Genomic DNA, 23,629 nt, shown 5'->3' with positions numbered 1-23,629 from the left:
CAGGAGGAATGAGAAGTGGAAAAACGAATATTGGCAAGCTTAATGACCCTGTGCCTAATCGTGGGATTACTGCCCACGGCGGTGCTGGCAGTGGAGGAACCGGGCAATGCTCCGCCCCAGGCCTGCACCTGCAAGATCCGTTGTGCCGAGGATACCGTGGATGAAACCTGCCCCGTCTACGCGGCGGACTATACCGTCTGTACCTATGAGGCCCCGACAGGGCCGGAGGAGTCAACTGCTAAGGAGAAGGTCTGCGGCAATTTCTCCGGTTGTGTGGACGGGACCCATGACCCGGAGTGCCCCCTGTATACGGCCCCTGCGGAGCCGTCCACTCCGGTCTTGGGAGTGATCTCCCCAGAGATTCCCAAGGAGATTCAGGCGTTTTTGGATGCGGTAGAGGCTCTGAATCCGGAACAGCCGGATACCGTTGAGGCCGCTTGGACTACTTATGAGGCGCTAACCGGGGAGCAGAAGGCCCGGGAGGATGTGGCAAAGGGCTATGAAGCCCTGCTTGACGCTGAGAGGCAAAACGCTGTAATCTTCGCCCCTGTGGCGGCAAAGGCTGTCTATGTGTCTGACTCAGGTGATGATGACAAGAATGACGGCAGCCAAACGAAGCCCTACGCTACACTGGCAGAGGCGGTCAAGAAGGCCGAGGACGGAGCTACCATTTATGTCATGTCTAACCTGACTATGACTACGTGCGCCCGGTTTTATAACAAGAGCCTGACCATCACCAGCGGCGAGGGCGGTCCTTATACCCTTACCCGTGGGGAAAACTTTGAGACTATACAGGATAATGCTCGGAGTACTTATAACCCCGCCATAATCGAAGTACAGGCAAACAGTGGGAATGCCCCCTATGGCCTGACGCTGGAAAACATTGTTCTGAATGACGGCGGCAAGCACGAAGGCACCGTCTTTGCCCAGGCCATCAGCGGCAGTAGCAACAGCGGAAATACTAAATACGCCCAGGATGCCATCGTGTCCTCCAACGCCACCATCCCCTGCACCATTACGTTGGGTGAGGGTGCGGTGCTCCAGAACTTCGGCGGTATGTCCGCTGTCCGGGTGACCGACTCTGCAAAACTTGTAATGCTGTCAGGCAGCGTAATCGAGGATACCACCGTAGAGGACCGTGAAAGAGGAGCGACCGGCAGCAACGGTCCTGCCGGTGCGGTTTGGATTCAGGGCGCTGAATTTATCATGGAAAACGGCGCGGAGGTCAAGAATGTGGTCGGTCGGGCAGTTTATGCCGATGGCGGAACGGCCAGCATCGGCGGTACCATCAGCGGTATCGCCGGGGATAAGGATATGTGGCAGGGTGCCAGCGGCGTTGCCATCCATGTCCGCGGCGGCGCAAATGTCACGCTGACAGGCGTAGTTGTAGATATCACAGCGCCAAGTCTTGATAACACTGCGATCGAAGCGATCAGCTCTGATTTTGAGGCGGCAGACGGCTCCGCTATTTCGCAGATCACAAACATGATGGCGGTATATGCCCACGACCAAGGCAATGATTATCGCCATAAGATGCTGTTGAACGGTGCCATTACAGACTGTGTCACCACCGGCAGCCTGATGCGCTCTTTTTACGCAAATATTATGGTAGGTCCTACTGGCGTGATTGAAAAGTGCAAGGCTACGGGCGCTGGGGGACTGCTGTACACCCACAACGGCTCCCAGTACACGATTCAAGGAAAAATTATCGACAACACCGCTTCGAGCGTCATGTACCTTGGCAACTGGGGCGGCGGTGTGACCTATGCCACTCTGGAAGCGGGGGGGCTAATCGCAAATAACAGCAGCACCGGCGTTCAGATCAACGGCGCAAACAGCGGCGCATACTTTTTGATGAATGGCGGAGAGATCTCCGGCAATGGAACCGGCGTTTCTATGCGCGAAAAGGCGACCAACCATTTTATCATGAATGGCGGCAAGATCATCAACAACCGCAGTGCGGGTATCTCCCATACCTTCGGCAACAAGACCTATATTCAGCTGAACGGCGGCGAGATCTCCGGCAACGGGGGCAACTATGAGATCTCGGCCTCCAGCGGCTCGGCAAACGACAGCAAGAACTATTTGCTCTTAAAAAAGGATGTGTTGAAGGGGAACCGCTGCATCAATCTCGCCTTCGGCAGAGTCACACTGGACGAAGACCATGCAGACATCTCTCTGGGCAAGGCATCCGCTGATGCCGCAAACAAAATTAAGGGCGATGTAGCTTCTGAAAAAGGAGCCGACTGGAAAAACCAGAGTTACTCCGCCCTCTGGTTCAAGCCAACTACGGAGTCTTTCCACTTCACCATGCCCCGGCCCGATGTGGACAATATCCTCTACGCCGGATATATCCCGCTACAGGCGGACGGCGCTCCTGCGACTGATGCCCAGCTGACCCTGATCCAGCTGGAGGGCAACGATGCCACCGGATCCGTTACGACTACAGACACGCTGGACGTCAATCTAAGCAATTTGACACCCAATCAGCCCTACGCCCTCATGCTGATCAAGTCCCCCATTCTTATCGTCCGCCCTGTGGATCTTGCCAAGTATGTCACCGGCGACGACAAGCACGATGGGGAGAGCTATGTCAACTGCTTCCCCGATCCCCGCTATGAGGGGATCCCGGAAAATGCCTCGATCACTGTTGCGGGACAACCTTGGGACCCTGGTGCTCACGGCGGCGCACAATATCCCTTTACCATCAACTACTACGAGCAGGATGGCGTACAGATCAAGGATGACCACGCGCCCGGCACCTATATCGCCAAGGTGGAGATCCTGCCCGGTCTGAGCGCACGTCCCGCAGATATTCTAATCAACGGTCAGCGCATGTATTTCGGCACCGGCACCCTGTCCATCCGGGCCGCCTCCAACGCCACAGAGATTGAAAACATCGAGGAGATCTCCAGTCAGGTCACCACAGATGAGCCAAGCCAATCGGTAGATCAGGCGGTGGCCGTGATGCCTGATAATGTGAATTATCTGGTAAACGGCATCACCGGACAGGTTCCTAACCCCGGCGCGGACATCCGACTTTTGCAGGACGAGGTGCTCTCTGCTGGCGGTGATGACGAGGACCAATATGTCCGAATGATGCGTGAGCGGCTGGAAGTTGTTCAGCCTGGTTTGGCGGTAAAACCAGGTGAAACACCCCGGCAGTATGCCATGAAGTATCTGGACCTCATCGACGCCCACGACAGCAACCTCATCGTCACGCCTAACCTGAAATACGGACAGTCCTACGACCTCTACATCCCCTATCCCACGGGAACGGATGAGAATTACGAGTTCCAGATGTTCTGCTTTGATGATCTTGACCGTACCTACACCGAAAAAGACTACAGTGCGAATGTGGAGAACGTCATTGAAAGCAGCAAAGTCAGTGAGCTGGAGGTAACTCCCACCGAATTCGGACTGAAAGTCACCATTGGGCACAACGGCCGTCTGGGCGCAATGGCTCTGACCTGGCAGCAAAGCGAGCACACCATCACCGCCACTGCCGGGACCGGCGGTTCCATCTCCCCCAGCGGTGCGGTCGGCGTGCGCCACACTGGCGAGGAGACCTTCACCATCACCCCGGACAGCGGCTACAACATTGCTGATGTGGAGGTGGACGGGTTCAGTCAGGGTGCGGTGAACACCTATACCTTTACCAACGTGACCGGCGACCACACCATCAACGCCACCTTCAAGGCGGTCGGGACCATAGACCCCACCCCCGGGGGCGGCGACCATGATGATGACTACACCCTGTATTATCACTCCAATTTTGGCAGTGACAAGCGCTTCTACCAGGCCCAGAGTAGCAGCACTATGAAGGTACGGGACTACGGGGACATGAAGCAGCTCCCCGCCCGGGCTGGCTATGAATTTCTGTGTTGGAACACTGAGAAAGACGGCAGCGGCAAGGACTACGACCCCGGAGACACCTACCGAGTCAGTGCCTCCAGCTCCCATCTTTACGCCCAGTGGGTCAAGACGGCGGTCACCCCGGATGACACCGGCGTTTCCCGCTGGCTGAACACCCATGACCACATGGCCTACCTGTTCGGCTATGCGGATGGAAACTTCGGACCAGACGACAATATGACCCGCGCCCAGGTCGCCCAGATGTTCTACCGGCTGCTTCTGGAGAAGGATGTGCCTGTTACGGTGCAGTTCAGCGATGTCCCGGCTGACGCATGGTACGCCACAGCTGTCAATACGCTGGCCTCTCTTGACATCGTAAACGGCATCGGCGATCACCAGTTCGCGCCTGAACGCCAGATCACCCGTGCGGAGTTCACAGTCATCGCCATGCGCTTCGGCAGGCAGGATACCATCGGGAGCAATATCTTCACCGATGTCAAGGCGGACGACTGGTTCTACGATCAGGTGGTGGGCGCAATCAAGTACGGCTGGATCGGCGGCTACGAAGACGGCACCTTCCAACCCAACAACACCATCACCCGCGCTGAGGTCACTGTCATTGTGAACCGGATGCTGGGCCGGGCGGCAGATACGGACTTTGTGGCCGCTCACGCCGATGAGCTGCGCAAGTTCTCTGATGTACCTGCAAGCTGCTGGGCTTATGAGCAGATCATGGAGGCCACCAATGCCCACGAGTATAGAAGCTCCTCCGGCAGGGAGAAATGGACGGGCCTCGTGGACTGATTAAAAGGTCATATGAGCCAATTCGCTATGAACGACCTGTAGGAAAACAAGAGGGCATTACTTCATTGCGACTCCAAAATGAAAGGAGGGCGGAACGGCTGTGCCGTTCCGCCCTCCTTTTTACAGGTCGCCGAATATCGGGGGAGATCATCGCCGTTTTGGAGAATCCTCGTCTCCATAGTGACGCATGCCGTTTTCCCGTGCAAGTTTGTCCAGCTCACCGCTCATGGTCAGTTGGATCGCCTCATGGAGAAAATTCGCCACAGCCTGTTCATCCGGCCTCATCTCTTTCGACGCAAATATGTTGTCCATCACCTCTGCATGGGTCTTATAGTCATCCGCAGATCCCTTGTCGCACCGATTCCGCAGGCTGGTATGCCCCCCTCTGGCCCGCCGGATCTGCTCATCAGCGGTGATCATGATCCACTCTGGATGTTCCGCCGACAGATCCAGGTGCAGCATGTCCGTGAACCGCCGGCCGGGAACAAAATCCATGTCCTGCTTGATCTGTTCCCGCAAGAGCGGCCGGCCCGGCTCCGGCAGGCTGAACTGAGTTGTGTCGTGGGGATCTGACTCGCCGCCTGGATCAATCCGCTGCAGGAATTCCGGCGCGGAGATCCGGCCTGTTCGATAGTCCTTTTTTATCTTGCGGGTGTCGTCCATCCAGGCATCATACTGCCCTCTGTCAAATTGGATCAGGCTACCAGAATCTCCCGGCCCTGCTAGCTCCAGATGGTTGGCCCGTTCCTCCAGTCTGCGGCACAGCTGCGTATGATCTGCATATGTTGCATCGGTATCTTTGCGGAACTGCCGCATATGGTTCGGTCCTGCTTCTTTACAGAGCACACTGTCCGCTTCGCCGTAGCAGTATAGCGATACCGCTTTTGTCTTAGGCACAAAATACCGCCAGCAGTTTTCACACCGGGCGATCCTCTGCTCATCCTGTTGGAAGCAGAGGGACAGCCCTGCCAGAAGAAGCTCGTACAGGTCGCTCAGGGCATACTCCCTGCCCAATGGGGAACCCATCCGCCTAGGGCAGAAATCGAATGGAGAACGCCCGGTCGATCAAGCCCGGCCAGGCATCCTCCAGCGCACGGAGACGATCCTGCTGGGGCCCCCGCTCGTAGTCCGCAAAGCCGATCTCAAAAACATTCCTCATACGATTCTGGAGAAAATAAGGCCGGCGAAGTGTGTTCAGGACTGCCAGCGCTTTCCGGGAGAGGAAGATGGGCTTGCCGTTGTACAGCATCTTCGTGGTGGGGTCCAGATGATACAGGACGTCCCAATATGCCGTGGGCGCTGTCTCCACAAGCCGTTCTGCCAGAGGGAGCGCCTGCCGCGCGAAGTCCTCGTAATCGGCGTAGGGGACCTCTCGGCGTTTTTCAAACACAGCGTGCTCCTCCCACAGCCGTTCCACGCAGGCGAGGTAAGCAGAAAAATCAAAGTTCACGAAGTTGACCAGTTCCATGATGGGCGACAGTACGCACAGGCTCTGCCGATCTCCGCCGGCATCACGCCGATCAGGTCGATCTCCTTCCCGGTATCTGTCAGAAGATAGATGCCGGGTCTTCTTTTTCGGTCCATAGTCTCACCTCACCGTTGCAGGAACTTTGTGTAAAAATCGAAAAGTCCCTTTCCCGTGTATCTCTCTGCTTTTTTATCTGACCATGGAGATGAAGAAAAGGGAACTGCCCTCAAAGCAAGAGGGCAGCCGGATCAGAAAGGATGTGGAACCGTTGGAACCGAATTTAAACCTGATCTCTATGGACACGATCCAGGCGTACCTGGGAAACGATGTGGATATGCACCGGGCCAACGAAGTCCGCCCCATCCTGAAACGGGTGGCGGCTATGGCGGAGCGCACAGGCTGCGCTGTCATTCTCATTGGACACATGAATAAGGCGCAGGGGTTGAAGTCCGGCTACCGAGGGCTGGGCTCCATCAACTTCCGGGTTGCGGCCCGGAGTGTGCTGGTGGTAGGCCGTCTTAAGGAAGACCCCACGATCCGGATCGTGGCCCAGGACAAAAACAGTCTGGCCCCCGAGGGGAGACCTGTGGCGTTCCAGTTGGACGGTGAGCGGGGATTTTTGTAGAAGGACGTCTGCAATCTCACGGTGGATGATGTGTTCAGCGACGGTGGAAAGCTCCAGACCAAGACCACTCAGATGGAAGAAGAATTGGAACGGATACTCACGGATCCTGTCCCGGCAGAAGCGGTACTGGACCGGGCCAGAGACTTGGGCGTATCAGAGCGCACGCTGATAATCGCTAAGAAGAATCTGGGTGTAATCTCAGAGAAACGGGGAAATCAGTGGTACTGGCGGCTCCCAGCGCAAGGCTGTAAGGATGTAACGGCCTAAGGGCTTTGCACCCTTGTAGCCTTCCTCCTCTGCGAATCATTGTTGCGAGAGGATCACGGCCCCGGCGACGGAGATTCCTCCCTTTAGGGAGGGCAAGCAGAGCGCCTGTCCGACGTTGTCGGACTTGGCACCGCCAGGAACCGGCGGATTCCGGGCGGAAGCCCGGACCCACTTTACGGAGGTGCAAATAAAGCAAAAGAAAGAGAAACGGATCACGATCCGGCTCACGCCGGAACAGTATGATACGATACAGGCAAAAGCGGAAAGTGCGCAGATGTCGGTGGGGACGTCACCTTTATCAAGTCCAGAAGCAGTCCGCGGGAACAATCCATGGCGTGGCGGGGTATGTCTCCCAGAAGCAAAAGACGGTCCAGGAGGACGGACAGCAGTTGGTTAGTGGGCAGAGCTGCACACCGTAGCTGGTAGCGCAAGAGTTCCTTGCCACCCGGCAGATGCACCGAAAGGATGGCCCGGTCTGGTTCTATCACTATGTCCAGTCCTTCTCACCGGAGGAAGAGATCACCGGCACACTGGCGCATCAGACGGTGCGGGAGTTTGCGGCGCAGGCTTGGCCAGACAGCGAGGTACTCATTACCGCCCATCTGGACACAGAGCACATCCACTCCCACTTCCTCGTCAATGCGGTCTGCTGGGAATCAGGAAGGATGCTCCGTCAGGGGCCCAGTACCTTGAAAAACTTGCGCGGGATCTCTGACGAGCTCTGCATGAAATATGGGCTTTCCATTTTGACGAAGCAGCAGCCGAAAAAGTCCAGGGGCATGAGCAGTCGGGAGTATCGCTCCACCACCAAGGGGCAAAGCTGGAAGTTCCGGCTAATGAACACCATCGACCAGTGCATGCGGTACGCTTCCACCAAAGATGACTTCCTCTCCCTGATGGAGAGCAAGGGGTATCAGGTGCGCCGGCCGGATGGCAGGAAGAACATCACCTACACCACTCCCACGGGCATGAAGTGCCGGGACGACCGGCTCCACGATACAAAGTACACCAAGGAGGTCATGGAAGATGAGTTCCGGATCCGGGCAGAGATTGTCTCTGGAGTAATTGAAGGGGCGGAACCTGCCGCAGACTTCTGGACCACAGGAACAGCGCTTTCCGGAAGAAATGGAAAATCTGCTGGCCGTGGCCAGCGCCCTGTACCGGCAGGGGCAAGAGAATCAGGAAATCTTGAAGCAGATGGCGGAGCGCAGAGCGGCCCACACAGCCGCTCTGGAGCGTTTGTCCGTGCAGGGGGAGGACACCTCCATCTGGGCACAGATGGAGGCTCTGGCGCGGGATGTAGCCCAGGTCCAGGCGATGCTACAACAGGCTGGGAGGAGGAAAGAGCTCTCTATCTCGCCGCCCGGTTTGGATACGGCGCTGTCCGTACTGGCCTGGCTGATCCTGCTCCTGCTGGGGACGCTGGTGGGCATGGTGGTCTTGCAGACCATCTGGTCCGGCTTGGCCGCAGTCTGGAGCGCGGTCAGGGTGCTGATCCCGTGATGGACAGCTCCACCATGCATCACCGCTCCGACCGCAAGACCTTGCGCAGAGAGCAGGAAAAGGAGATCGCCCTCGGTCATAAGGAGGACGATCATGAGGAAGAACAGACTTGGCAACGGTCTCAGGGCTGAGGCCAACCGTTCCCTGATATGGGAAGAAAGGCGAATATGAAAAAAGATTACGAGGAATACCGAGACACCAGCGTTTTAGGTAGTTACCATCCTGAGATGGCTGTGTTGCGAGAGTAGCGCGGCGGCGAGGTCCTGACCACATTCCGGGACACTAATTATCAGCAACAGGAGGATCTCCTGGAGAGCCAGCGGAGGATGCTCATCCGGGGGAAAGTATTCTATGTGACCTCTGCGTTTCCATCTGAGGCTATAGCGACGCCCACGGACAAGCTGCTCTCCCTCATTGATGCAGAGTTTTCCGATTGGAGTCACAGCGCCTGATGTTTCAGTGGACTTGAGGGAACCGGTGGGGTATACTGTTGCTACCCAATACCGGCTTGCCCCTGGAAAAGGAGGATACAGAATATGGCAAGCCAAAAATACAATATCTTATTACGCAAGACTCAGTCAGGAAGACGAGCGGCAGAGCGAATCTAACTCCATCCATAACCAAGAGTTAATATGTAAAGGGTGGTTTCTGCCATCTAAGTACATATGACTGCGGCTCATTTGTGGTAAATTGAAAAGCAGTTGTAAGAAAGGAGTCAAAAAACCTTATAACCACTGAAAATCAACACAAAAGGAGCTGATATTCTATGAAATCTAGCTATTTATTAGTTTTGAACATTTCGCAGAATTTTACCTTGACAAATCTCGTCCCAAAAGCTCTTTCTCGAGCGATATGCAACTAATAACGGATTTGACAACGCCCTGTTTCTGGCCGACGACGGATACTCTGGGACCAACTTCGACCAGCCTGCGTGGAAGAAGATCGTGGAGATGATCGAGAACGGCGAGGTGGAGACCTTGATCGTCAAGGATCTCAGCCGCATGGGGCGGGAATACCTGCAGGTGGGTCAGCTGACAGAACTCTACGGAGATCGTGCCGGATGAAGTAACGGCCCCTGTGGTATGCCGGATCTTTGAGCTATGCGCCGCCGGGAAGGGACCCAACCAGATTGCCAGAATCCTGACCAGAGAGCAGATCCTGAACCCAACCAGTACTACCAGGCCACCGGGACGGCCTACAACCACCTGGACACGACCCGCCCCTATAACTGGAGCGGCAAGACAGTGGCAAATATCCTGGAGAACATTGTCTATCTCGGCCACACGCTCAGCATGAAGCACACAATGCTCTCCTACAAGAACAAAAAGCAGATCCGCAGGCCGGAGAGCAAGCAGATCCTGGTGAAGAACACCCACGCGCCGCTGGTGTCGCAGGAGCTCTGGGAGATCGTTCAGGAGGTTCGCCGGCACAAGCGTCGTCCGCCCAAGCACATGGAGGAGCCCAACCTGTTCTCCGGTCTGGTCTACTGCTCCGACTGCGGACAATACCTGGTGCTCTGCCGGACGGAGAAGATGCGGGAGGATCAGTACTATTTCCGGTGCTCCACCTACGGCAAGCGGGGGAAGGACGCCTGCACCCCTCACCAGATCCGGGAGGTGGATCTGAAACAGATCGTGTTGGACGATCTGCGCAGGGTGACACATTTCGCCCGGATGAAGGAGTGGCAGTTCGCGGAGTACATCAACCAAAAGAACACCCTGGAACTGCGACGGGAGATCAACCGTGTGCAGAAGGAGCTGGATGCCATGCGCCGCAGGAACGGAGAACTGAGCGCCCTGTTCAAGCGGCTCTACGAGTACAATGTACTGGGCCGTGTAACCAACGAGCAGTTCCGGATGCTCTCCGCCGACTACAACGAGGAGCAGTTAGAGCGGCTGAAAGCCTCGGTCAACAATGTGGACTCCTTCATTGAGAAGGCCAAGTAGTACACCGCCATCGACGAGCTGACGCCCCAGCTACTGCGACTGTTCATCCATCGTATCGAGATTGGGGAGCGAACGAAGAAACACTCCCGCTCGGCCGGTCAGAGCGTCCGAATCGTATACCGGGGTATCGGTGCGCTGGATACGCCCATGCGGGAGGGCGACCACGCACCGCACATGATAAAAGAAATCACAGAGAAAACGAAATCATGCGGTTGCTGGCATGAAAACACAGAGGCGGACGGCGGAAGCCGTCCGCCTCTGTGCCTGACAATTCACCCGGTTCAGAAAATGCACCTATGGGAACCATCAGTAGGTGTGTCCTTCTTTTTGGGGTTTGCCGCCCCGCTGTGCAGGGCCCCGGACTGTGTGGAGCATTGAAAGTGTTTAGACGTGCCGCACCGGAGCAAGCGATATAAGCGATTATTTTATAAGTTAGGGTTCTTGATGTTTCTCCTGCCCAAACCACAGCCGTTTCGCCGGATTGCGGCTGGAGCAACCGCCTGCCGGGAGGATTCAAATTGTTACCCCTTGCCACGTCGGAGCAAAGTCTGCTTTGCTCCGACGTCTTTTTATGCCTGGGGCAAAAAAGACGTCATCCGCCCGCTTCCTTGCTCCTTCTTGCTTTAAAGCGGGACACTTTTATTTCCTGCCCGAAAATCAGCCGGTCTGCTAACCTGTGAGAACGCTGTTTTTTCGATTGATATGGATTGAAAAACAGCGATGGTAATGGTATGATAAAACTGCTGTGAGATAAGGTCCTATCTGCCCTAAAGAGGACAGATGATATATGGGGCTTGGAGCAGCCCATTTGAAATGGAGGAGTTATTTATGAGGATTTATCAGTGTGCCGACTATTCGTCTATGAGCCGCAAGGCGGCCAGTATAATAGCCGCCCAGATCCAGCTAAAGCCGGACTGTGTCCTGGGGCTGGCCACCGGGTCCACGCCGGTCGGTGCCTATGAGCAACTGGTACGGTGGTATCAGGATGGGGAGTTGTCCTTTGCCGAGGTAAAGACGGCCAACCTGGATGAGTATTATGGCCTGGCCCCGGAGCACGACCAGAGCTACCGCTATTTTATGCAGAAAAACCTGTTCGACCATGTGGACATTAAGGCGGAGAATACCCATGTACCCAACGGGCTGGCCGGGGACCCTGAGAAAGAGGGGGCCGGATATGACCATATGATCCGGGCGCTGGGGGGGATTGACCTTCAACTGCTGGGCCTGGGCCATAATGGGCATATTGGCTTTAATGAGCCTGCGGACTGCTATCCCGTGGGGACCCACCTGGTAGACCTCACCGCCAGTACAATCGAGGCGAATAAGCGATTCTTTGCCAGCGAAGCCGATGTGCCCCGGCAGGCCCTCACCATGGGTATCGGCACCATTATGAACGCCAGGAGCATCCTGCTGGTGGTCAATGGAGCCGCCAAGGCGGATATTGTGCGGGCTGCCTTCCAGGGCCCTGTGGTGCCCCAGGTCCCGGCCTCGGTGCTCCAACTGCATCCTAATGTAGTGCTGGTAGGGGACAGGGGAGCTCTAAGCAAGCTGGACCTGGAGAAGACAGAGCTGAAGTGAGGGACGGGATGCTTCCTTCCCCTATGACTTGTACTGTCTGCCACACCAGTGATAAGAGAGGATGGCAGCGCCTTCAACCTGATATCTAGTCTAACTGTCTCGGACCGCCCTCTGGGCGGCCCGAGCTTTTTCCAGATGAAGAAGTTGCACGAAAAAGCAGAAGCTGGTATAAAAATGTAAAAAAGGATAAAAAACCGCGATATTACTAAACAATACAGACAAAATACACAAGATTGAAGCTGGAAGTCTGGGCAATTTTGCCCTTGCGCCGCTCCTTTGAATTGGTTACAATATGGTAACAAAAGTAACAAGCAGTTGCTTTTGGTTGTCATAATTATGACAAAACCGTATCGAAAGGAGTGAAGACAATGATACGCAAGCTGTTTTCCGTAACGCTGTGCGCCTTTGCCTTGCTCCTCCTGATGGGTGCCAGCTCTGTTCCAGAGCAGACTGTGACCATCGTGGCAGAGGAGGGGAGCGTTCCCACCAATAGTGGTGTAACGCTTGAAACTGATAAGGTAAGTGATGAGGCAGTCCACGGGGCCGCCGGGGCCAGCCTGATCGAGTTGGCCGAGAATACAGATAGTAAGCTCCTGATTGACGGAGTGCCAGCGCCTAGCGACGTGGCCCGGATGCAGAAGGACGGTATCACCTATGTGTCTCTGGCTGGTATGGCTAAGGCTCTAGATGACACGGCTCAGGTCCAGTGGGATAGCGGGACCGGTGTGGCCACTGTGACTACCGCCAATTTGAATGTGACCGCCAAGGTCGGTCAACTGTATATGGTGGCCAATGGCCGTTATCTCTATCTGCCAGAGTCCGCACAGGTGGTGGAGGGCCGGCTCACGGTCCCGCTCTGGGCGGTGGCCGAGGCCTTTGACGCCAAGGTGGGCTGGGACAGTGCTACCGGGACCGTGACTGTTACACGGGGCAGTGGGGCGATCCAGTCCGGCGAAAGCTACTATGATCAGAACGATCTGTTCTGGCTCTCACGCCTGATCTATGCCGAGAGTGGCAACCAGCCTCTGGAGGGCCAGATGGCTGTGGGAAATGTGGTGCTCAACCGAGTGGCCAGTCCTATCTATCCCAACACCATCGAAGGGGTGCTGGCACAGAAAAACCAGTTTTCTACCTATCAATCCGGAAGCCTGGCCAAGCGTACCCCAAATGAATCCAGTGTCATCGCTGCCAAACTGGTGCTGGATGGCGGGGTGGTGGAGGAGACCAGAGGAGCCCTGTATTTTGATTCTAGCGTGGGTAGCTGGGCCTCTCGAAACCGCAACTGCATCGCCGTGATAGGCGGCCACAAATTTTATGACTGAGAAGACGGCCTGCGGGCCGTCTTTTTTATTTGTTCCAAGGAAATGGCGGGCACCATAGGCAGATGCTGAACAGACAAAATTGGGGCTTCCTTTTTTGTATATTCATGTATATAATATAGCTACCTTATTATGGCCACATTACGGCCTGTGGGAGGATACAAAACGATGACGAGAAGCAACGCCCGCGAGATCGCGGTACAGATGATATTTTCTCTGGGATTTGGAAATTTGAGTGCGGATGAGGTCCTCGACACCCAACTGACCCAGGAGAGATTTCAGGAGCTGGCGGAGGATATGCCCCTGTATTCCCAGTTCCCCAATGAGAAGCAGGCCCAGTACATACGGGACCTGGTCCGGGGGGTCTTTGCCCATGGTCCGGAGCTGGACGACTACATCAGCCGCTATGCCGTGGGCTGGTCCTTTTCCCGTATCCCCCGTATGGCGGCAGCTATTATGCGTACCGCTATGTATGAGGTCCTGTATATGGAGGAGATCCCCAACGCCGCTGCCATTAATGAGGCGGTGGAGATCGCCAAGAGCTATGAGTCTCAGGACGTGGTAGCCTTTATCAATGGGATCTTAGGCTCGTTTGTCCGGGCAGAGTTTGCCGACACCCCGCCAAAGCCGGAAAAAGCGGCCAGAGCGGACGACAAGGCGGAGGACTGAAATGGCGGTCCTTGCGCTGGATACCAGCAATTATACCACCTCAGTGGCTGTGTTTGACGGTCAGACCGGCTGCAACAGGAGCAAGCTGCTGGAAGTCAGACCGGGGGAGCTTGGCCTGAGGCAGAGTGACGCCCTGTTCCAACATGTGCGGGAGCTGCCCGGACTGTTTGAGCAGTTGGAGCGGCAGGGCCTGTTAGAGGGGATTGCCGCGGTAGGAGCCAGCACCCGTCCTAGAGAGGTGGAGGGCTCCTATATGCCATGCTTTCTGGCCGGGAGTTCTCAGGGGAGGGGTTTAGCCCACACTCTGGGCGTCCCATTTTTTGCCCATTCCCATCAACAGGGGCATCTGGCTGCCGCCGCCTGGTCCGCCGGACGGCTGGATCTGCTGGATGGCCCTTTTCTGGCTTGGCACCTGTCGGGCGGAACTACGGAGCTGCTGCGGGTGGAGCCGCAGGGCTGCTCGGTCAAAGGGGAGATCATCGGCGGTACCACCGATATCTCTGCTGGACAACTGATCGACCGTACTGGTGTGCTGCTGGGCCTGAACTTCCCGGCAGGGAAGGCACTGGACGAATTATACAGACAAACGGATGCCGGTCCGGGCTACCGGGTGAAGCTGGACGGTCTCCACTTCTCCCTGTCCGGAATGGAAAATCAGGTGAAAAAGCTGCTGGAGCGGGGGGAGAAACCGGCCGACATCGCCCGGTTCGCGCTGAATACTGTGTGTGATGTGGTTCACCGGGCCACAGTAGCAGCCCAGGACCAGTATCCCGGACTGCCTGTCCTGTGCTCCGGCGGTGTGGCCTCCAACCGCCATTTGCGCCATGTGCTCACAGAGTTCTGCCAGGCCATCTTTGCCCAGCCCCAGTTTGCCACAGACAACGCTATGGGGACAGCGATCCTTACCTGGCGGGCTTGGAGAGAGGGGGGACAGGTATGACGGGAGATCGTACCGTCCTGACCCCCAGCCAGGTAGGCGGATATCTGAAAAACCTTATGGACCGGGACCGGCTCCTGTCCTCGCTTCTGGTCCGGGGAGAACTGTCCAACTACAAGATGTATCCTTCGGGACACCACTACTTCACCCTGAAGGACAGTGAGGGCGCCCTGCGCTGTGTTATGTTCCGCGGCGACGCCCAGTCTCTTCGCTTCCGGCCGGAGAACGGGATGCAGGTGGTTGCCGCTGGCCGTATCACCGTATTCCCTCGGGACGGCCAGTACCAGATGTATTGTGTCCGCCTGACGCCTGATGGGGCGGGGGACCTGGCCATGGCCTTTGAACAGTTAAAGGAGCGCCTGCTGCGGGAGGGGCTGTTTGACCAGGAGCATAAGAGGCCAATCCCCAAATTTCCAAAGGTCATCGCGCTGGTGACTTCGCCAGCCGGGGCGGCGGTCCGGGATATGCTCCGAATCCTGGGTACCCGCTGGCCTATGGCCCAGGTGAAGGTACTGCCGGTCCGTGTCCAGGGCGAGGGCGCGGCCGAGGAGATCGCCGCCGCCATCCAGTGGGCCAACTGGAAGCGGGTGGCGGACCTGATTATCACGGGCCGAGGCGGCGGCTCTATGGAGGACTTGTGGGCCTTCAATGAGGAGATCGTGGCCCGGACTATCTATCAGTCGGAGATCCCGGTGATTTCTGCCGTGGGACATGAGCCGGATGTGACCATTGCCGACTTCGTGGCCGATTTGAGAGCCGCCACCCCTTCCAACGCCGCTGAATTGGCGGTACCCGATCAAAATGAGATCTATTCCACCCTGATGGGAGGGAAAGAGCGGCTGGAGGGAGGACTGCTCCACCGCCTAGCCCGATACCGGCAGCGGCTGGACCGCCTGGCTCAGAGCAGGACTATGACCGACCCCGCCTCCTATTTCCGGGACAAGCGGCTGCTGCTGGACTACCAGAGCAGCCGTCTGATTCACGGACTGGAGAGGAATGTTTCCGGACAGAGGGAGCGTGCGGCCAGGTTGGCGGCCTCTCTGGACGCAATGAGTCCTCTGAAGGTTTTGGGGCGTGGATACGCCATCGCGCAAAGAGAGGATGGCCATGTGCTGACCTCGGCGCAAGGAGCCGCTCCGGGTGACAGGCTCTCCCTGCGTCTGTCGGACGGCAGCTTGGAATGCCGTGTAGAAGAAAGGATAGGTGTGCCCGATGGCAGGAAATAAGAAATTGGATTTTGAGGCTTCTATGGCTCGGCTGGAGGAGATTGTAGCCCTCCTTGAGCGGGGAGAGGCTCCGCTGGAGCAGGCGATGGCCCTCTTTGAAGAGGGAGCTAAACTGCTGCGGGAGTGTACTGCCCAGTTGGACAAGGCGGAGCAGAAGGTGAGCCTGCTGATTGCGGGTGAGGACGGACAGCCACAGGAGCGGCCTTTCGCACGGGAGGAGTAAGGGAAAATGAACTACCAGCAGCAGATGGACCGGGCCTATGCCCTAACAGAAGAATACCTTGCCTCCTGCTTCCAGGGGGAGGGGTTGGAAAAGGCCATGCGATATAGCCTCATGGCCGGAGGAAAGCGGATCCGCCCTATCCTGACCATGCTGTTCTGTCAGGCAGCCGGCGGTGAGCTGGAGGAGGGATTGGAGTTTGGTTGCGGGGTAGAGATGCTCCATACCTATTCCCTCATCCACGATGACCTGCCCTGTATGGACAACGATGACCTGCGGCGGGGGAAGCCCACCTGCCATAAGGTATTTGGCGAGTGTGTAGCCACCTTGGCCGGGGATGCCCTTCAGGCGGCTGCCTTCCGTACTGTGCTGTTTGCGAAGGGGCCCTGGTCAGGTGAGGGAGCGGCAGCTCCTGCCCTGGCCGCCGGTGTGCTGGCCGAGGCGGCAGGCGTGCAGGGGATGTGCGGCGGCCAGTACTGGGATACCATTGGGGATGGACAGCCCCACAGTTTGGAGGACTTGACGGCCATCCATGACAAAAAGACCGGCGCCCTGCTGCGGGCCGCCTGTGTCATGGGGGTTCTGGCCTGCTCCGGCCATAGAGAGGTAGATGACAGCTGTATTGACGCGGCCAGGGAGTATGCCACCCATCTGGGGCTGGCCTTCCAGATTCGGGACGATGTGCTGGATGCCACCTCCACCACAGAGGAGCTGGGTAAGCCGGTGGGATCGGACAGCGCCAACGGCAAGACCACCTATGTGACACTGCTGGGGGTGGAGGGTTGCCGGGAACAGGTGATAGAGCATACCCGCTTGGCGAAAGAGGCTTTGGAGCGGGGTGGATGGCGCGGCAGCATCGGCTGTCTGTGCTGGTTGGCGGATCATCTGGCCCAGAGAAGCAACTAAGGGCGATTTAAGAGCAGGGGGGACAGGCATGGAGCATTATCAGGGCTTCCTCACTGGGAATTTGATGTTGGATCTGGCCATTACAGCTTGGTTCGCTGCCCAGATGATCAAGGTGTTGACCGATCTGGCTATCCGGCGTAAATCCAGCCTGAGCGCGCTTATTAGCAGCGGTGGGATGCCAAGCTCACATTCGGCCTTTGTGTGCGCGCTGGCGGTGTCTATGGGTATCGCCTACGGCTGGCATAGTCCATTGTTCGCTCTGGCCGCTGGCTTGGCGGCAGTGGTGATGTATGACGCTTTCAATGTGCGCTGGTCCACTGGCGAGCAGGCCAAGGCGCTCAACCAGCTGCTCGGCAGCCTGGAGGACCTCCCTCCTGACCTGAAGGGCCGCCGGCTGAAGGAGGCACTGGGACACACGCCGTTCCAGGTGTTGATGGGCGCCCTGCTGGGTATCTCGGTGGGGCTTCTGACCCTGCTTTGGAAATAAGCGCCGCCCCGGTCTACAAGATCCGGGACGCGGGAGCGAAGGAGTCGCATAGGATTGAACAGAGAACAAAACGGTCCGCACAGACCGCTGTTGGCGGATCTGACAGACAGAGAGGGAGAGGCCCTCTGTGCGCAACTGCGCCAGGAATTGGTGGAGGAGGTATCCAAGACAGGAGGGCATCTGGCCTCCAACCTGGGTGCGGTGGAGCTGACAGTGGCCATCCATCGGGTATTTGATACCGCCCGGGACCGGCTGGTATTCGACGTGGGGCACCAGTGCTATCCTCACAAGATGATTACCGGACGGAGGGAGGCGATGTCCACTCTGCGCCAGTACGGCGGCATTGCTGGCTTTCCAAAGCCGGGGGAGAGCGGCCACGACGCCTTTATCGCCGGCCATGCCTCCAACTCGGTGGCGGTGGCGCTGGGTATGGCTCGGGCCAGAACAGCGATGAAGGAGGACTATAAGGTACTGGCTCTGATCGGTGACGGGGCCCTGACAGGCGGATTGGCCTACGAGGGGCTGTCCAACGCTGGGGAGTGCGGCCAGCAGCTGCTGGTCATCCTCAACGACAACGGGATGTCCATTACCGCCAACGTAGGCGGGGTGGCGGAGCATCTGGCTCAACAGCGGTTAAAGCCCCAGTACCTGACCTTTAAGAAACACTACCGCCGCATCATGGGGAAGACCTGGGTGGGGCAGCGGATATACCAATTTACCCACCGGGTCAAGAAGGCGCTGAAGCAGAGCCTTCTGCCGTGCAGTATGTTTGAGAATATGGGATTTACCTATCTTGGTCCGGTAGACGGGCATGACCTGCCAAAGCTGACCAGGATTCTTCAATATGCCAGGGAACTGAATGAGCCGGTCCTGCTCCATGTGAGGACCGTCAAGGGAAAGGGGTATCTGCCCGCTGAGGAGAATCCGGACGCCTTCCATGGAGTTGGGCCCTTTGATCCCATGACCGGCCTGATGAAAAAGGTGGGCGGCGACAATTTCTCTGCTGTGTTCGGCAGAAAACTCACTCAAATGGGACGAGAGCACCCGGAGATATGCGGCCTGACAGCCGCTATGATGGGGGGCACCGGCCTGGAGGAATTTGCCAGGGCCTTCCCGGACCGGTTCTTTGACGTTGGGATCGCCGAAGGCTGCGCCGTTTCCATGGCAGCCGGAATGGCCAAGGAGGGTGCGATACCCGTGTTTGGAGTGTACTCCACCTTTCTCCAGCGGTCCTACGATATGCTGATCCACGATGTGGCCATTGACCACCTCCATGTGGTGCTGGGCGTGGATCGGGCCGGACTGGTGGGAGAGGACGGGGAGACCCACCATGGCGTCTTTGATGTGGCCTATCTGGATAGCGTCCCGGGGATGACAGTCTTTGCGCCCTCCAGCTTCCAGGAGCTGGAGGAGATGCTGGAGCGGGCCGTGCTGGAAATCAAGGGGCCGGTAGCTGTCCGTTATCCACGTGGCGGCGAGGGGATGTATACGGGCAGTTCAGGCAGCGGGCCTGCTGTACTGCTAAGGGAGGGGAGAGATCTTACCCTGGCGGGCTACGGCATCCAGATCAACGATCTGCTGGAGGCGGCTGACCTTCTGTCCAAAGAGGGGATCGAGGCCCAGGTGGTCAAGCTGAACCAGATTACCCCTCTCCCGACTGAGCTTGTAGCCGACTGCGTCCGTCAGACTGGAGCCCTGCTGGTAGCCGAGGACTGCGTGGCCAGTGGCAGCGTGGGACAGCGTTTGGCCGCGGCGCTGGAGGAGAAGCAGATCCCGGCCAGGATATATCGGATCGACTGCGGACAGGAATTTGTGCCCCACGGGGCAGTCCGGCTGCTGAAGCGGGATCTGAATTTGGACGGGCCTGGAATCGCCCGACGGGCCATGGAGGTGCTGGGCTGTGTCAAATAAAAAGCGACTGGATGTAGCCATGACAGAGCAGGGGTTAGCGGAGAGCCGTCAGAAGGCCCAGGCGGTCATCATGGCCGGACAGGTCTATGTAGATGGACAGAAGGTGGACAAGGCTGGAGCGCCTGTGGGTGAGAGTGCCCGCATCGAGGTCCGGGGCAAGACGATGCCCTATGTGAGCCGGGGCGGTCTGAAGCTGGAAAAGGCCATGGCCTGCTGGCCGATTTGTCTGGAGGGGGCAGTCTGTGCCGATATCGGCGCTTCCACAGGAGGATTTACCGATTGTATGCTCCAAAACGGGGCGGCTAAGGTATTCGCGGTGGATGTGGGCTATAACCAGCTGGACTGGCGGCTCAGGACTCATCCAAAGGTCGTCTGCATGGAGCGCACCAATGCCCGATACCTGACAGCGGAGCAGATCCCTCAGCCTTTGGATTTTTTCTCAGTCGATGTGTCTTTTATTTCCCTGAATCTGATCCTGCCCGCTCTACGGCCCCTGATGGCTCCAGGCGGAGAGGGCGTCTGCCTGGTGAAACCCCAGTTTGAGGCGGGGAAGGACAAGGTGGGGAAGAAAGGGGTGGTTCGGGACCCGGAGGTCCATCTGGAGGTATTGAGCCAGTTTTTGATTCACGCGGAAAATGCGGATTTCACTGTAAAGGATATTACCTTTTCACCTATAAAGGGTCCAGAGGGAAACATTGAGTACCTGGGTCATCTGCGTGCCGGGGCCGGCGTGCCCTATGGGGGGGACCTGTGGGAGCTGGTCCAGCGATCTCACAACGTGTGGAAGGAGGGGCGGGAATGAAAGTTATCCTCAGCTCAAATCCATACCGGGACCGGGGTCTGAAGGCCGCGCTGGAGGCACAGCGCATTTTGGAACGATCTGGTGCCCAGACGGCGCTCTGCCTGCCCTTCGTCCCGAAGAAGGGGGACCGGGTCGATGTGCCGCGCCAGTTGACACTGTCCTCTCTGGAGCGGGAGCTGCCCAGTGCGGATCTTCTGATCTGCTTCGGAGGAGACGGTACCATCCTCCACGCGGCCAGGGACGCCACGCTTCACGATGTGCCGATTCTGGGGGTCAATATGGGCAGCGTGGGCTTTATGGCGGAACTGGAGCGGTCCGAGCTCCCTCTGCTGGCTCCGCTGGCCCAGGGAAACTTTTCTATCGAGGAGCGGATGATGCTGGATGTCCAGGTAGTGCGGGGCGGAAAAATTATCAGCCAGGACTTGGCGCTGAACGACGCTGTGGTGTTCAAGGGCTCCATGGCGCGGGTGGCGGAGGTGGAGGTGTGGGCCGACCAGGTCCAGGTGAGCAGCATCATGGGGGACGGCGTCATCGTGGCCACCCCAACGGGGTCTACGGCTTACTCCATGTCCGCCGGAGGCCCCATTGTAGAACCTACCTCTCGAAGCATCATCATCACTCCAGTGTGTGCCCACCAACTGGCTGCCCGTGCGATGGTACTCTCTCCGGAACGGACGGTGAGCGTTACCCTGCCCCGGGGAACCCGCAAGCATTTGTACCTGTCAGTGGATGGAGGCAAAGCAATCCGACTATCAGGCAGCGACAGAGTGGAAGTCCGGCGGTCTACCCACTGCACCAAGCTGGTCCAACTGGCTGGCCGGAGCTTTTATCAGGTCATTAACCAGAAGCTGGGAGGATTCACAAAGTGAAAAATTTGCGTCAGGCTGAAATATTAAATATCGTACAGTCGGTGGATATAGAGACACAGGAGCAGATGCTGGAGGAGCTGAAGTCCCGAGGCATCTCGGCCACCCAGGCCACGATCTCCAGGGACATCAAGGAACTTCGGCTGGTCAAGGTTTTGACCGGAAAAGGTGCGTACCGCTACGCCCCTAGCGAGCGGAAGGGCGCTGTTACTTCTGACACCAGGCTGCGCAATATTTTCAAAGAAGGGGTCATCTCGGTGGATGTGGCCCAGAATATCGTAGTGGTCAAGACGATGCCGGGACTGGCTTCAGCTGCCTGTTCCGCTCTGGACAATATGGAGATTCCTGGAATCGTCGGCAGTCTGGCAGGGGATGACACAGGCATTTTGATCATGCGCGACAGTGCTGCCGCCCAGTCCTTTAACAGCGAGGTTCACAAGCTGCTGAAGTAATTTGATTTGTGGACAGAAAGGGGGTATACCATGCTTTCTCTGCTCCATATTGAGAATATCGCTATCATTGAGTCGGCGGATATCCGATTTGATGGCGGCTTCAATGTGCTTACCGGCGAGACCGGCGCGGGAAAATCCATCGTCATCGACGCAATTGGCGCTGTTCTGGGAGAGCGGACCAGCCGCGAACTCATCCGCACCGGGGCCAGGTCGGCGCTGGTCACAGCCGTTTTTACTGGGCTCCCCAAGCTCAGATGGCTGGAGGATAACGGCTTTCCACCACAGGGGGAGGAACTGCTGCTCCAACGGGAGATCCAGGGGGACGGCCGGAATGTATGCCGGGTAGACGGACGGCCTTTGACCGTAGCCCAGCTCCGGGAGCTGGGGCGGCAGCTGCTGAATATTCATGGGCAGCACGACGGGCAGCAGCTTCTGGACCCGGATAGCCACCTGGACTATTTGGACTGCTTCGGCAGGACCGGGGACCTTTTGGAAGACTATCAGAGCAGCTATCAGGCCATGAGTGAGAAAAGGCGGCAGATCGCTTCGCTGGAGATGGACGAGGCGGAGCGGAGCCGGAGGGTGGACACGCTGACTTATCAGATTCAGGAGCTGGAGCGGGCCGGGCTGAAGCCGGGTGAGGATGAGGAGCTGGACGCTCGAAAGACCTTGATGCGCAGTGCCGGCAAGCTGATGGATGCGCTCCAGGCGGCAGAATATGCGCTGGGGGGCGATGAGGATAGCCAAGGGGCCTGTGCCCTAATTGCTGACGCCGAGGGGGAGCTGCGGGGCGTGGCCCGTCTCAGCCCACAGATTGGGGCGTTGGCGGACCAGGTGTCCACCCTGCGGGCCGCGGCGGAGGACGCCTTGGAGAGCCTGCGGGACCAGGGCAGGGAGCTTGACTTTTCTCCGGAGGAGCTGGACCGACTGGAGAGTCGGCTGGACATCCTTTACCGGCTGAAAAAGAAATATGGCTCCACAGTGGCTGATATGTTGGACTATTTGGAGCGGAGCCGCCAGGAGCTGGACCAGATCCAAGATGCGGACGACACCATTGCACGACTCCAGAAGGAGCTGTCCCAGGTCCGGGCACAGGCCAGGGAGAAGGGAGAGCGCCTGTCCCATGCCAGAAAAGAGGCGGCCCTGTCCCTGCAGCAGCGGGTGCAGGAGGAGCTGCGCCAGCTGGATATGCCGAAAGTGCAGTTCCAGGCTCAATTTCTGGGGCAGCAGGAGGAGGAGGACGGGATGGGACCCACAGGGCTGGACCAGGTTCAGTTCCTGATGTCCGCCAACGCGGGAGAGGCGCTGAAGCCGATTCAGAAGGTGGCCTCTGGTGGTGAACTGGCCCGTATCATGCTGGCACTGAAAAACGTGTTGGCGGAGGATGACGGAGTGGGCAGTCTGGTCTTTGACGAGGTGGACACCGGAGTTTCCGGGCGGGCGGCCCAAAAGGTAGCGGAAAAGATGGCCCAGGTAGCCAGACGAAAGCAGGTGCTGTGCGTCACCCACTTGCCCCAGATTGCGGCAATGGCAGACACCCATTTCTCTGTCCAAAAGGGTGAGCAGGATGGCCGGACGTATACCCATGTGGAACGATTGGACCGGGCGGGAAGAGGAGAGGAGCTGGCCCGTCTGATCGGGGGATCTTCGGTGACAGACCTGCTGCGCCAGAGTGCGGAGCAACTGCTTGCTGAGGGAGAAAAGTACCGGAATGTCCTCCGAGAAGCCCTGTAAAGGAGCGCGGGATTTGAAGTGGACTCCCACAAGTTTTAGCAGGTAAATAGGAGG

General features: G+C 57.7%; 25 protein-coding genes. 22 read left to right on the top strand and 3 right to left on the bottom strand.

Translation table 11 applies throughout. From position 1 onward, the window contains the following. The first annotated feature begins 15 nt into the window (after positions 1-15). Positions 16-4,659: an S-layer homology domain-containing protein gene (locus MCG44_RS15010; RefSeq protein WP_240287824.1), complete on the top strand. Its 4,644-nt coding sequence runs from the start codon at positions 16-18 to the stop codon at positions 4,657-4,659. Between the two features lie 147 nt (positions 4,660-4,806). Here MCG44_RS15010 and MCG44_RS09055 read toward each other — a convergent pair whose 3' ends face one another. The 3 genes from MCG44_RS09055 to MCG44_RS09045 are packed head-to-tail and all read right to left on the bottom strand — an operon-like array spanning position 4,807 to position 6,243. Next, on the bottom strand, positions 4,807-5,685 hold the full coding sequence (locus tag MCG44_RS09055; protein WP_240287822.1) for a hypothetical protein: 879 nt from the start codon (positions 5,683-5,685) through the stop codon (positions 4,807-4,809). 4 nt (positions 5,686-5,689) lie between these two features. Then, positions 5,690-6,127 carry a hypothetical protein gene (locus tag MCG44_RS09050; RefSeq protein ID WP_240287820.1) on the bottom strand — a complete coding sequence of 146 codons (438 nt, stop codon included), beginning with the start codon at positions 6,125-6,127 and terminating at the stop codon, positions 5,690-5,692. Further along, entirely contained in the window at positions 6,106-6,243 is a 138-nt protein-coding gene (locus MCG44_RS09045; protein ID WP_240287818.1) for a hypothetical protein, read from the bottom strand. The genes MCG44_RS09050 and MCG44_RS09045 overlap by 22 nt, the downstream gene beginning before the upstream one ends. Before the next feature lie 143 nt (positions 6,244-6,386). Here MCG44_RS09045 and MCG44_RS09040 point away from each other — a divergent pair, with 143 nt between their 5' ends. The 21 genes from MCG44_RS09040 (at position 6,387) to recN (ending at position 23,575) form a co-directional block, all read left to right on the top strand. Further along, positions 6,387-6,752 carry an AAA family ATPase gene (locus tag MCG44_RS09040; protein WP_240287816.1) on the top strand — a complete coding sequence of 122 codons (366 nt, stop codon included), beginning with the start codon at positions 6,387-6,389 and terminating at the stop codon, positions 6,750-6,752. Between the two features lie 21 nt (positions 6,753-6,773). After that, positions 6,774-7,019, top strand: coding sequence for a hypothetical protein (locus MCG44_RS09035; RefSeq protein WP_240287814.1), 246 nt, complete (start codon positions 6,774-6,776; stop codon positions 7,017-7,019). Between the two features lie 181 nt (positions 7,020-7,200). Continuing rightward, a complete protein-coding gene (locus MCG44_RS15135; RefSeq protein WP_412531155.1) occupies positions 7,201-7,416 on the top strand; it encodes a plasmid mobilization protein in 216 nt (71 codons plus the stop codon). A 22-nt stretch (positions 7,417-7,438) separates the two neighbouring features. Continuing rightward, on the top strand, positions 7,439-8,653 hold the full coding sequence (locus MCG44_RS09030; protein WP_263858467.1) for a relaxase/mobilization nuclease domain-containing protein: 1,215 nt from the start codon (positions 7,439-7,441) through the stop codon (positions 8,651-8,653). Positions 8,654-9,343: 690 nt separating this feature from the next. Continuing rightward, the gene (locus tag MCG44_RS09025) at positions 9,344-9,586 is read left to right on the top strand and encodes a recombinase family protein (RefSeq protein ID WP_318653909.1); all 243 of its coding nucleotides are present in this window, start codon (positions 9,344-9,346) and stop codon (positions 9,584-9,586) included. After that, positions 9,576-9,818, top strand: coding sequence for a recombinase family protein (locus MCG44_RS15130; protein WP_412531141.1), 243 nt, complete (start codon positions 9,576-9,578; stop codon positions 9,816-9,818). Before MCG44_RS09025 ends, MCG44_RS15130 begins: the two co-directional genes overlap by 11 nt. Beyond that, the gene (locus MCG44_RS09020; protein ID WP_412531140.1) at positions 9,767-10,468 is read left to right on the top strand and encodes a recombinase zinc beta ribbon domain-containing protein; all 702 of its coding nucleotides are present in this window, start codon (positions 9,767-9,769) and stop codon (positions 10,466-10,468) included. The genes MCG44_RS15130 and MCG44_RS09020 overlap by 52 nt, the downstream gene beginning before the upstream one ends. Positions 10,469-10,477: 9 nt before the next feature. Next, on the top strand, positions 10,478-10,846 hold the full coding sequence (locus tag MCG44_RS15125; protein ID WP_412531154.1) for a DUF4368 domain-containing protein: 369 nt from the start codon (positions 10,478-10,480) through the stop codon (positions 10,844-10,846). Positions 10,847-11,296: 450 nt separating this feature from the next. Continuing rightward, positions 11,297-12,046, top strand: coding sequence for a glucosamine-6-phosphate deaminase (gene nagB / locus MCG44_RS09015; protein WP_147572199.1), 750 nt, complete (start codon positions 11,297-11,299; stop codon positions 12,044-12,046). Between the two features lie 368 nt (positions 12,047-12,414). Next, positions 12,415-13,368 carry a cell wall hydrolase gene (locus MCG44_RS09010; RefSeq protein ID WP_186852487.1) on the top strand — a complete coding sequence of 318 codons (954 nt, stop codon included), beginning with the start codon at positions 12,415-12,417 and terminating at the stop codon, positions 13,366-13,368. A 165-nt stretch (positions 13,369-13,533) separates the two neighbouring features. Next, positions 13,534-14,034, top strand: coding sequence for a transcription antitermination factor NusB (gene nusB, locus MCG44_RS09005; protein WP_147572201.1), 501 nt, complete (start codon positions 13,534-13,536; stop codon positions 14,032-14,034). 1 nt (position 14,035) lies between these two features. Continuing rightward, positions 14,036-14,974, top strand: a complete 939-nt coding sequence (locus tag MCG44_RS09000) for a DNA-binding protein (protein ID WP_240287808.1) — start codon at positions 14,036-14,038, stop codon at positions 14,972-14,974. Continuing rightward, entirely contained in the window at positions 14,971-16,197 is a 1,227-nt protein-coding gene (xseA, locus tag MCG44_RS08995; protein WP_240287806.1) for an exodeoxyribonuclease VII large subunit, read from the top strand. Before MCG44_RS09000 ends, xseA begins: the two co-directional genes overlap by 4 nt. Beyond that, a complete protein-coding gene (gene xseB / locus MCG44_RS08990) occupies positions 16,184-16,420 on the top strand; it encodes an exodeoxyribonuclease VII small subunit (RefSeq protein WP_147572204.1) in 237 nt (78 codons plus the stop codon). The genes xseA and xseB overlap by 14 nt, the downstream gene beginning before the upstream one ends. 6 nt (positions 16,421-16,426) lie before the next feature. Continuing rightward, complete coding sequence (locus tag MCG44_RS08985; RefSeq protein WP_147572205.1) at positions 16,427-17,323, top strand: polyprenyl synthetase family protein; 897 nt, start codon at positions 16,427-16,429, stop codon at positions 17,321-17,323. 28 nt (positions 17,324-17,351) lie between these two features. After that, positions 17,352-17,810, top strand: coding sequence for a divergent PAP2 family protein (locus MCG44_RS08980; protein WP_186852491.1), 459 nt, complete (start codon positions 17,352-17,354; stop codon positions 17,808-17,810). A gap of 54 nt (positions 17,811-17,864) precedes the next feature. Beyond that, the gene (dxs, locus tag MCG44_RS08975) at positions 17,865-19,721 is read left to right on the top strand and encodes a 1-deoxy-D-xylulose-5-phosphate synthase (protein WP_147572207.1); all 1,857 of its coding nucleotides are present in this window, start codon (positions 17,865-17,867) and stop codon (positions 19,719-19,721) included. Continuing rightward, positions 19,711-20,523, top strand: a complete 813-nt coding sequence (locus tag MCG44_RS08970) for a TlyA family RNA methyltransferase (RefSeq protein WP_318653899.1) — start codon at positions 19,711-19,713, stop codon at positions 20,521-20,523. The genes dxs and MCG44_RS08970 overlap by 11 nt, the downstream gene beginning before the upstream one ends. Then, positions 20,520-21,392 carry an NAD(+)/NADH kinase gene (locus tag MCG44_RS08965; RefSeq protein WP_147572208.1) on the top strand — a complete coding sequence of 291 codons (873 nt, stop codon included), beginning with the start codon at positions 20,520-20,522 and terminating at the stop codon, positions 21,390-21,392. The genes MCG44_RS08970 and MCG44_RS08965 overlap by 4 nt, the downstream gene beginning before the upstream one ends. Further along, the gene (locus tag MCG44_RS08960; RefSeq protein WP_147572209.1) at positions 21,389-21,841 is read left to right on the top strand and encodes an arginine repressor; all 453 of its coding nucleotides are present in this window, start codon (positions 21,389-21,391) and stop codon (positions 21,839-21,841) included. Before MCG44_RS08965 ends, MCG44_RS08960 begins: the two co-directional genes overlap by 4 nt. A 30-nt stretch (positions 21,842-21,871) precedes the next feature. After that, on the top strand, positions 21,872-23,575 hold the full coding sequence (recN, locus tag MCG44_RS08955; RefSeq protein ID WP_240287802.1) for a DNA repair protein RecN: 1,704 nt from the start codon (positions 21,872-21,874) through the stop codon (positions 23,573-23,575). The last annotated feature ends 54 nt before the right edge of the window (positions 23,576-23,629 follow it).

This window comes from Lawsonibacter sp. OA9, from assembly GCF_022440585.1.
This window is presented reverse-complemented; position numbering and strand designations above follow the sequence as displayed.

What these genes read in the sequence shown, in the direction of transcription:
- MCG44_RS08965 (WP_147572208.1), top strand. Translation starts at nt 20,520, where the DNA reads ATGAAAGTTATCCTCAGCTCAAATCCATACCGGGACCGGGGTCTGAAG.
- MCG44_RS08980 (WP_186852491.1), top strand. Translation starts at nt 17,352, where the DNA reads ATGGAGCATTATCAGGGCTTCCTCACTGGGAATTTGATGTTGGATCTG.
- MCG44_RS08985 (WP_147572205.1), top strand. Translation starts at nt 16,427, where the DNA reads ATGAACTACCAGCAGCAGATGGACCGGGCCTATGCCCTAACAGAAGAA.
- xseA (WP_240287806.1), top strand. Translation starts at nt 14,971, where the DNA reads ATGACGGGAGATCGTACCGTCCTGACCCCCAGCCAGGTAGGCGGATAT.
- nagB (WP_147572199.1), top strand. Translation starts at nt 11,297, where the DNA reads ATGAGGATTTATCAGTGTGCCGACTATTCGTCTATGAGCCGCAAGGCG.
- MCG44_RS09045 (WP_240287818.1), bottom strand. Translation starts at nt 6,243, where the DNA reads ATGGACCGAAAAAGAAGACCCGGCATCTATCTTCTGACAGATACCGGG.
- MCG44_RS09050 (WP_240287820.1), bottom strand. Translation starts at nt 6,127, where the DNA reads ATGGAACTGGTCAACTTCGTGAACTTTGATTTTTCTGCTTACCTCGCC.
- MCG44_RS09000 (WP_240287808.1), top strand. Translation starts at nt 14,036, where the DNA reads ATGGCGGTCCTTGCGCTGGATACCAGCAATTATACCACCTCAGTGGCT.
- MCG44_RS09055 (WP_240287822.1), bottom strand. Translation starts at nt 5,685, where the DNA reads ATGGGTTCCCCATTGGGCAGGGAGTATGCCCTGAGCGACCTGTACGAG.
- recN (WP_240287802.1), top strand. Translation starts at nt 21,872, where the DNA reads ATGCTTTCTCTGCTCCATATTGAGAATATCGCTATCATTGAGTCGGCG.
- nusB (WP_147572201.1), top strand. Translation starts at nt 13,534, where the DNA reads ATGACGAGAAGCAACGCCCGCGAGATCGCGGTACAGATGATATTTTCT.
- xseB (WP_147572204.1), top strand. Translation starts at nt 16,184, where the DNA reads ATGGCAGGAAATAAGAAATTGGATTTTGAGGCTTCTATGGCTCGGCTG.
- MCG44_RS09010 (WP_186852487.1), top strand. Translation starts at nt 12,415, where the DNA reads ATGATACGCAAGCTGTTTTCCGTAACGCTGTGCGCCTTTGCCTTGCTC.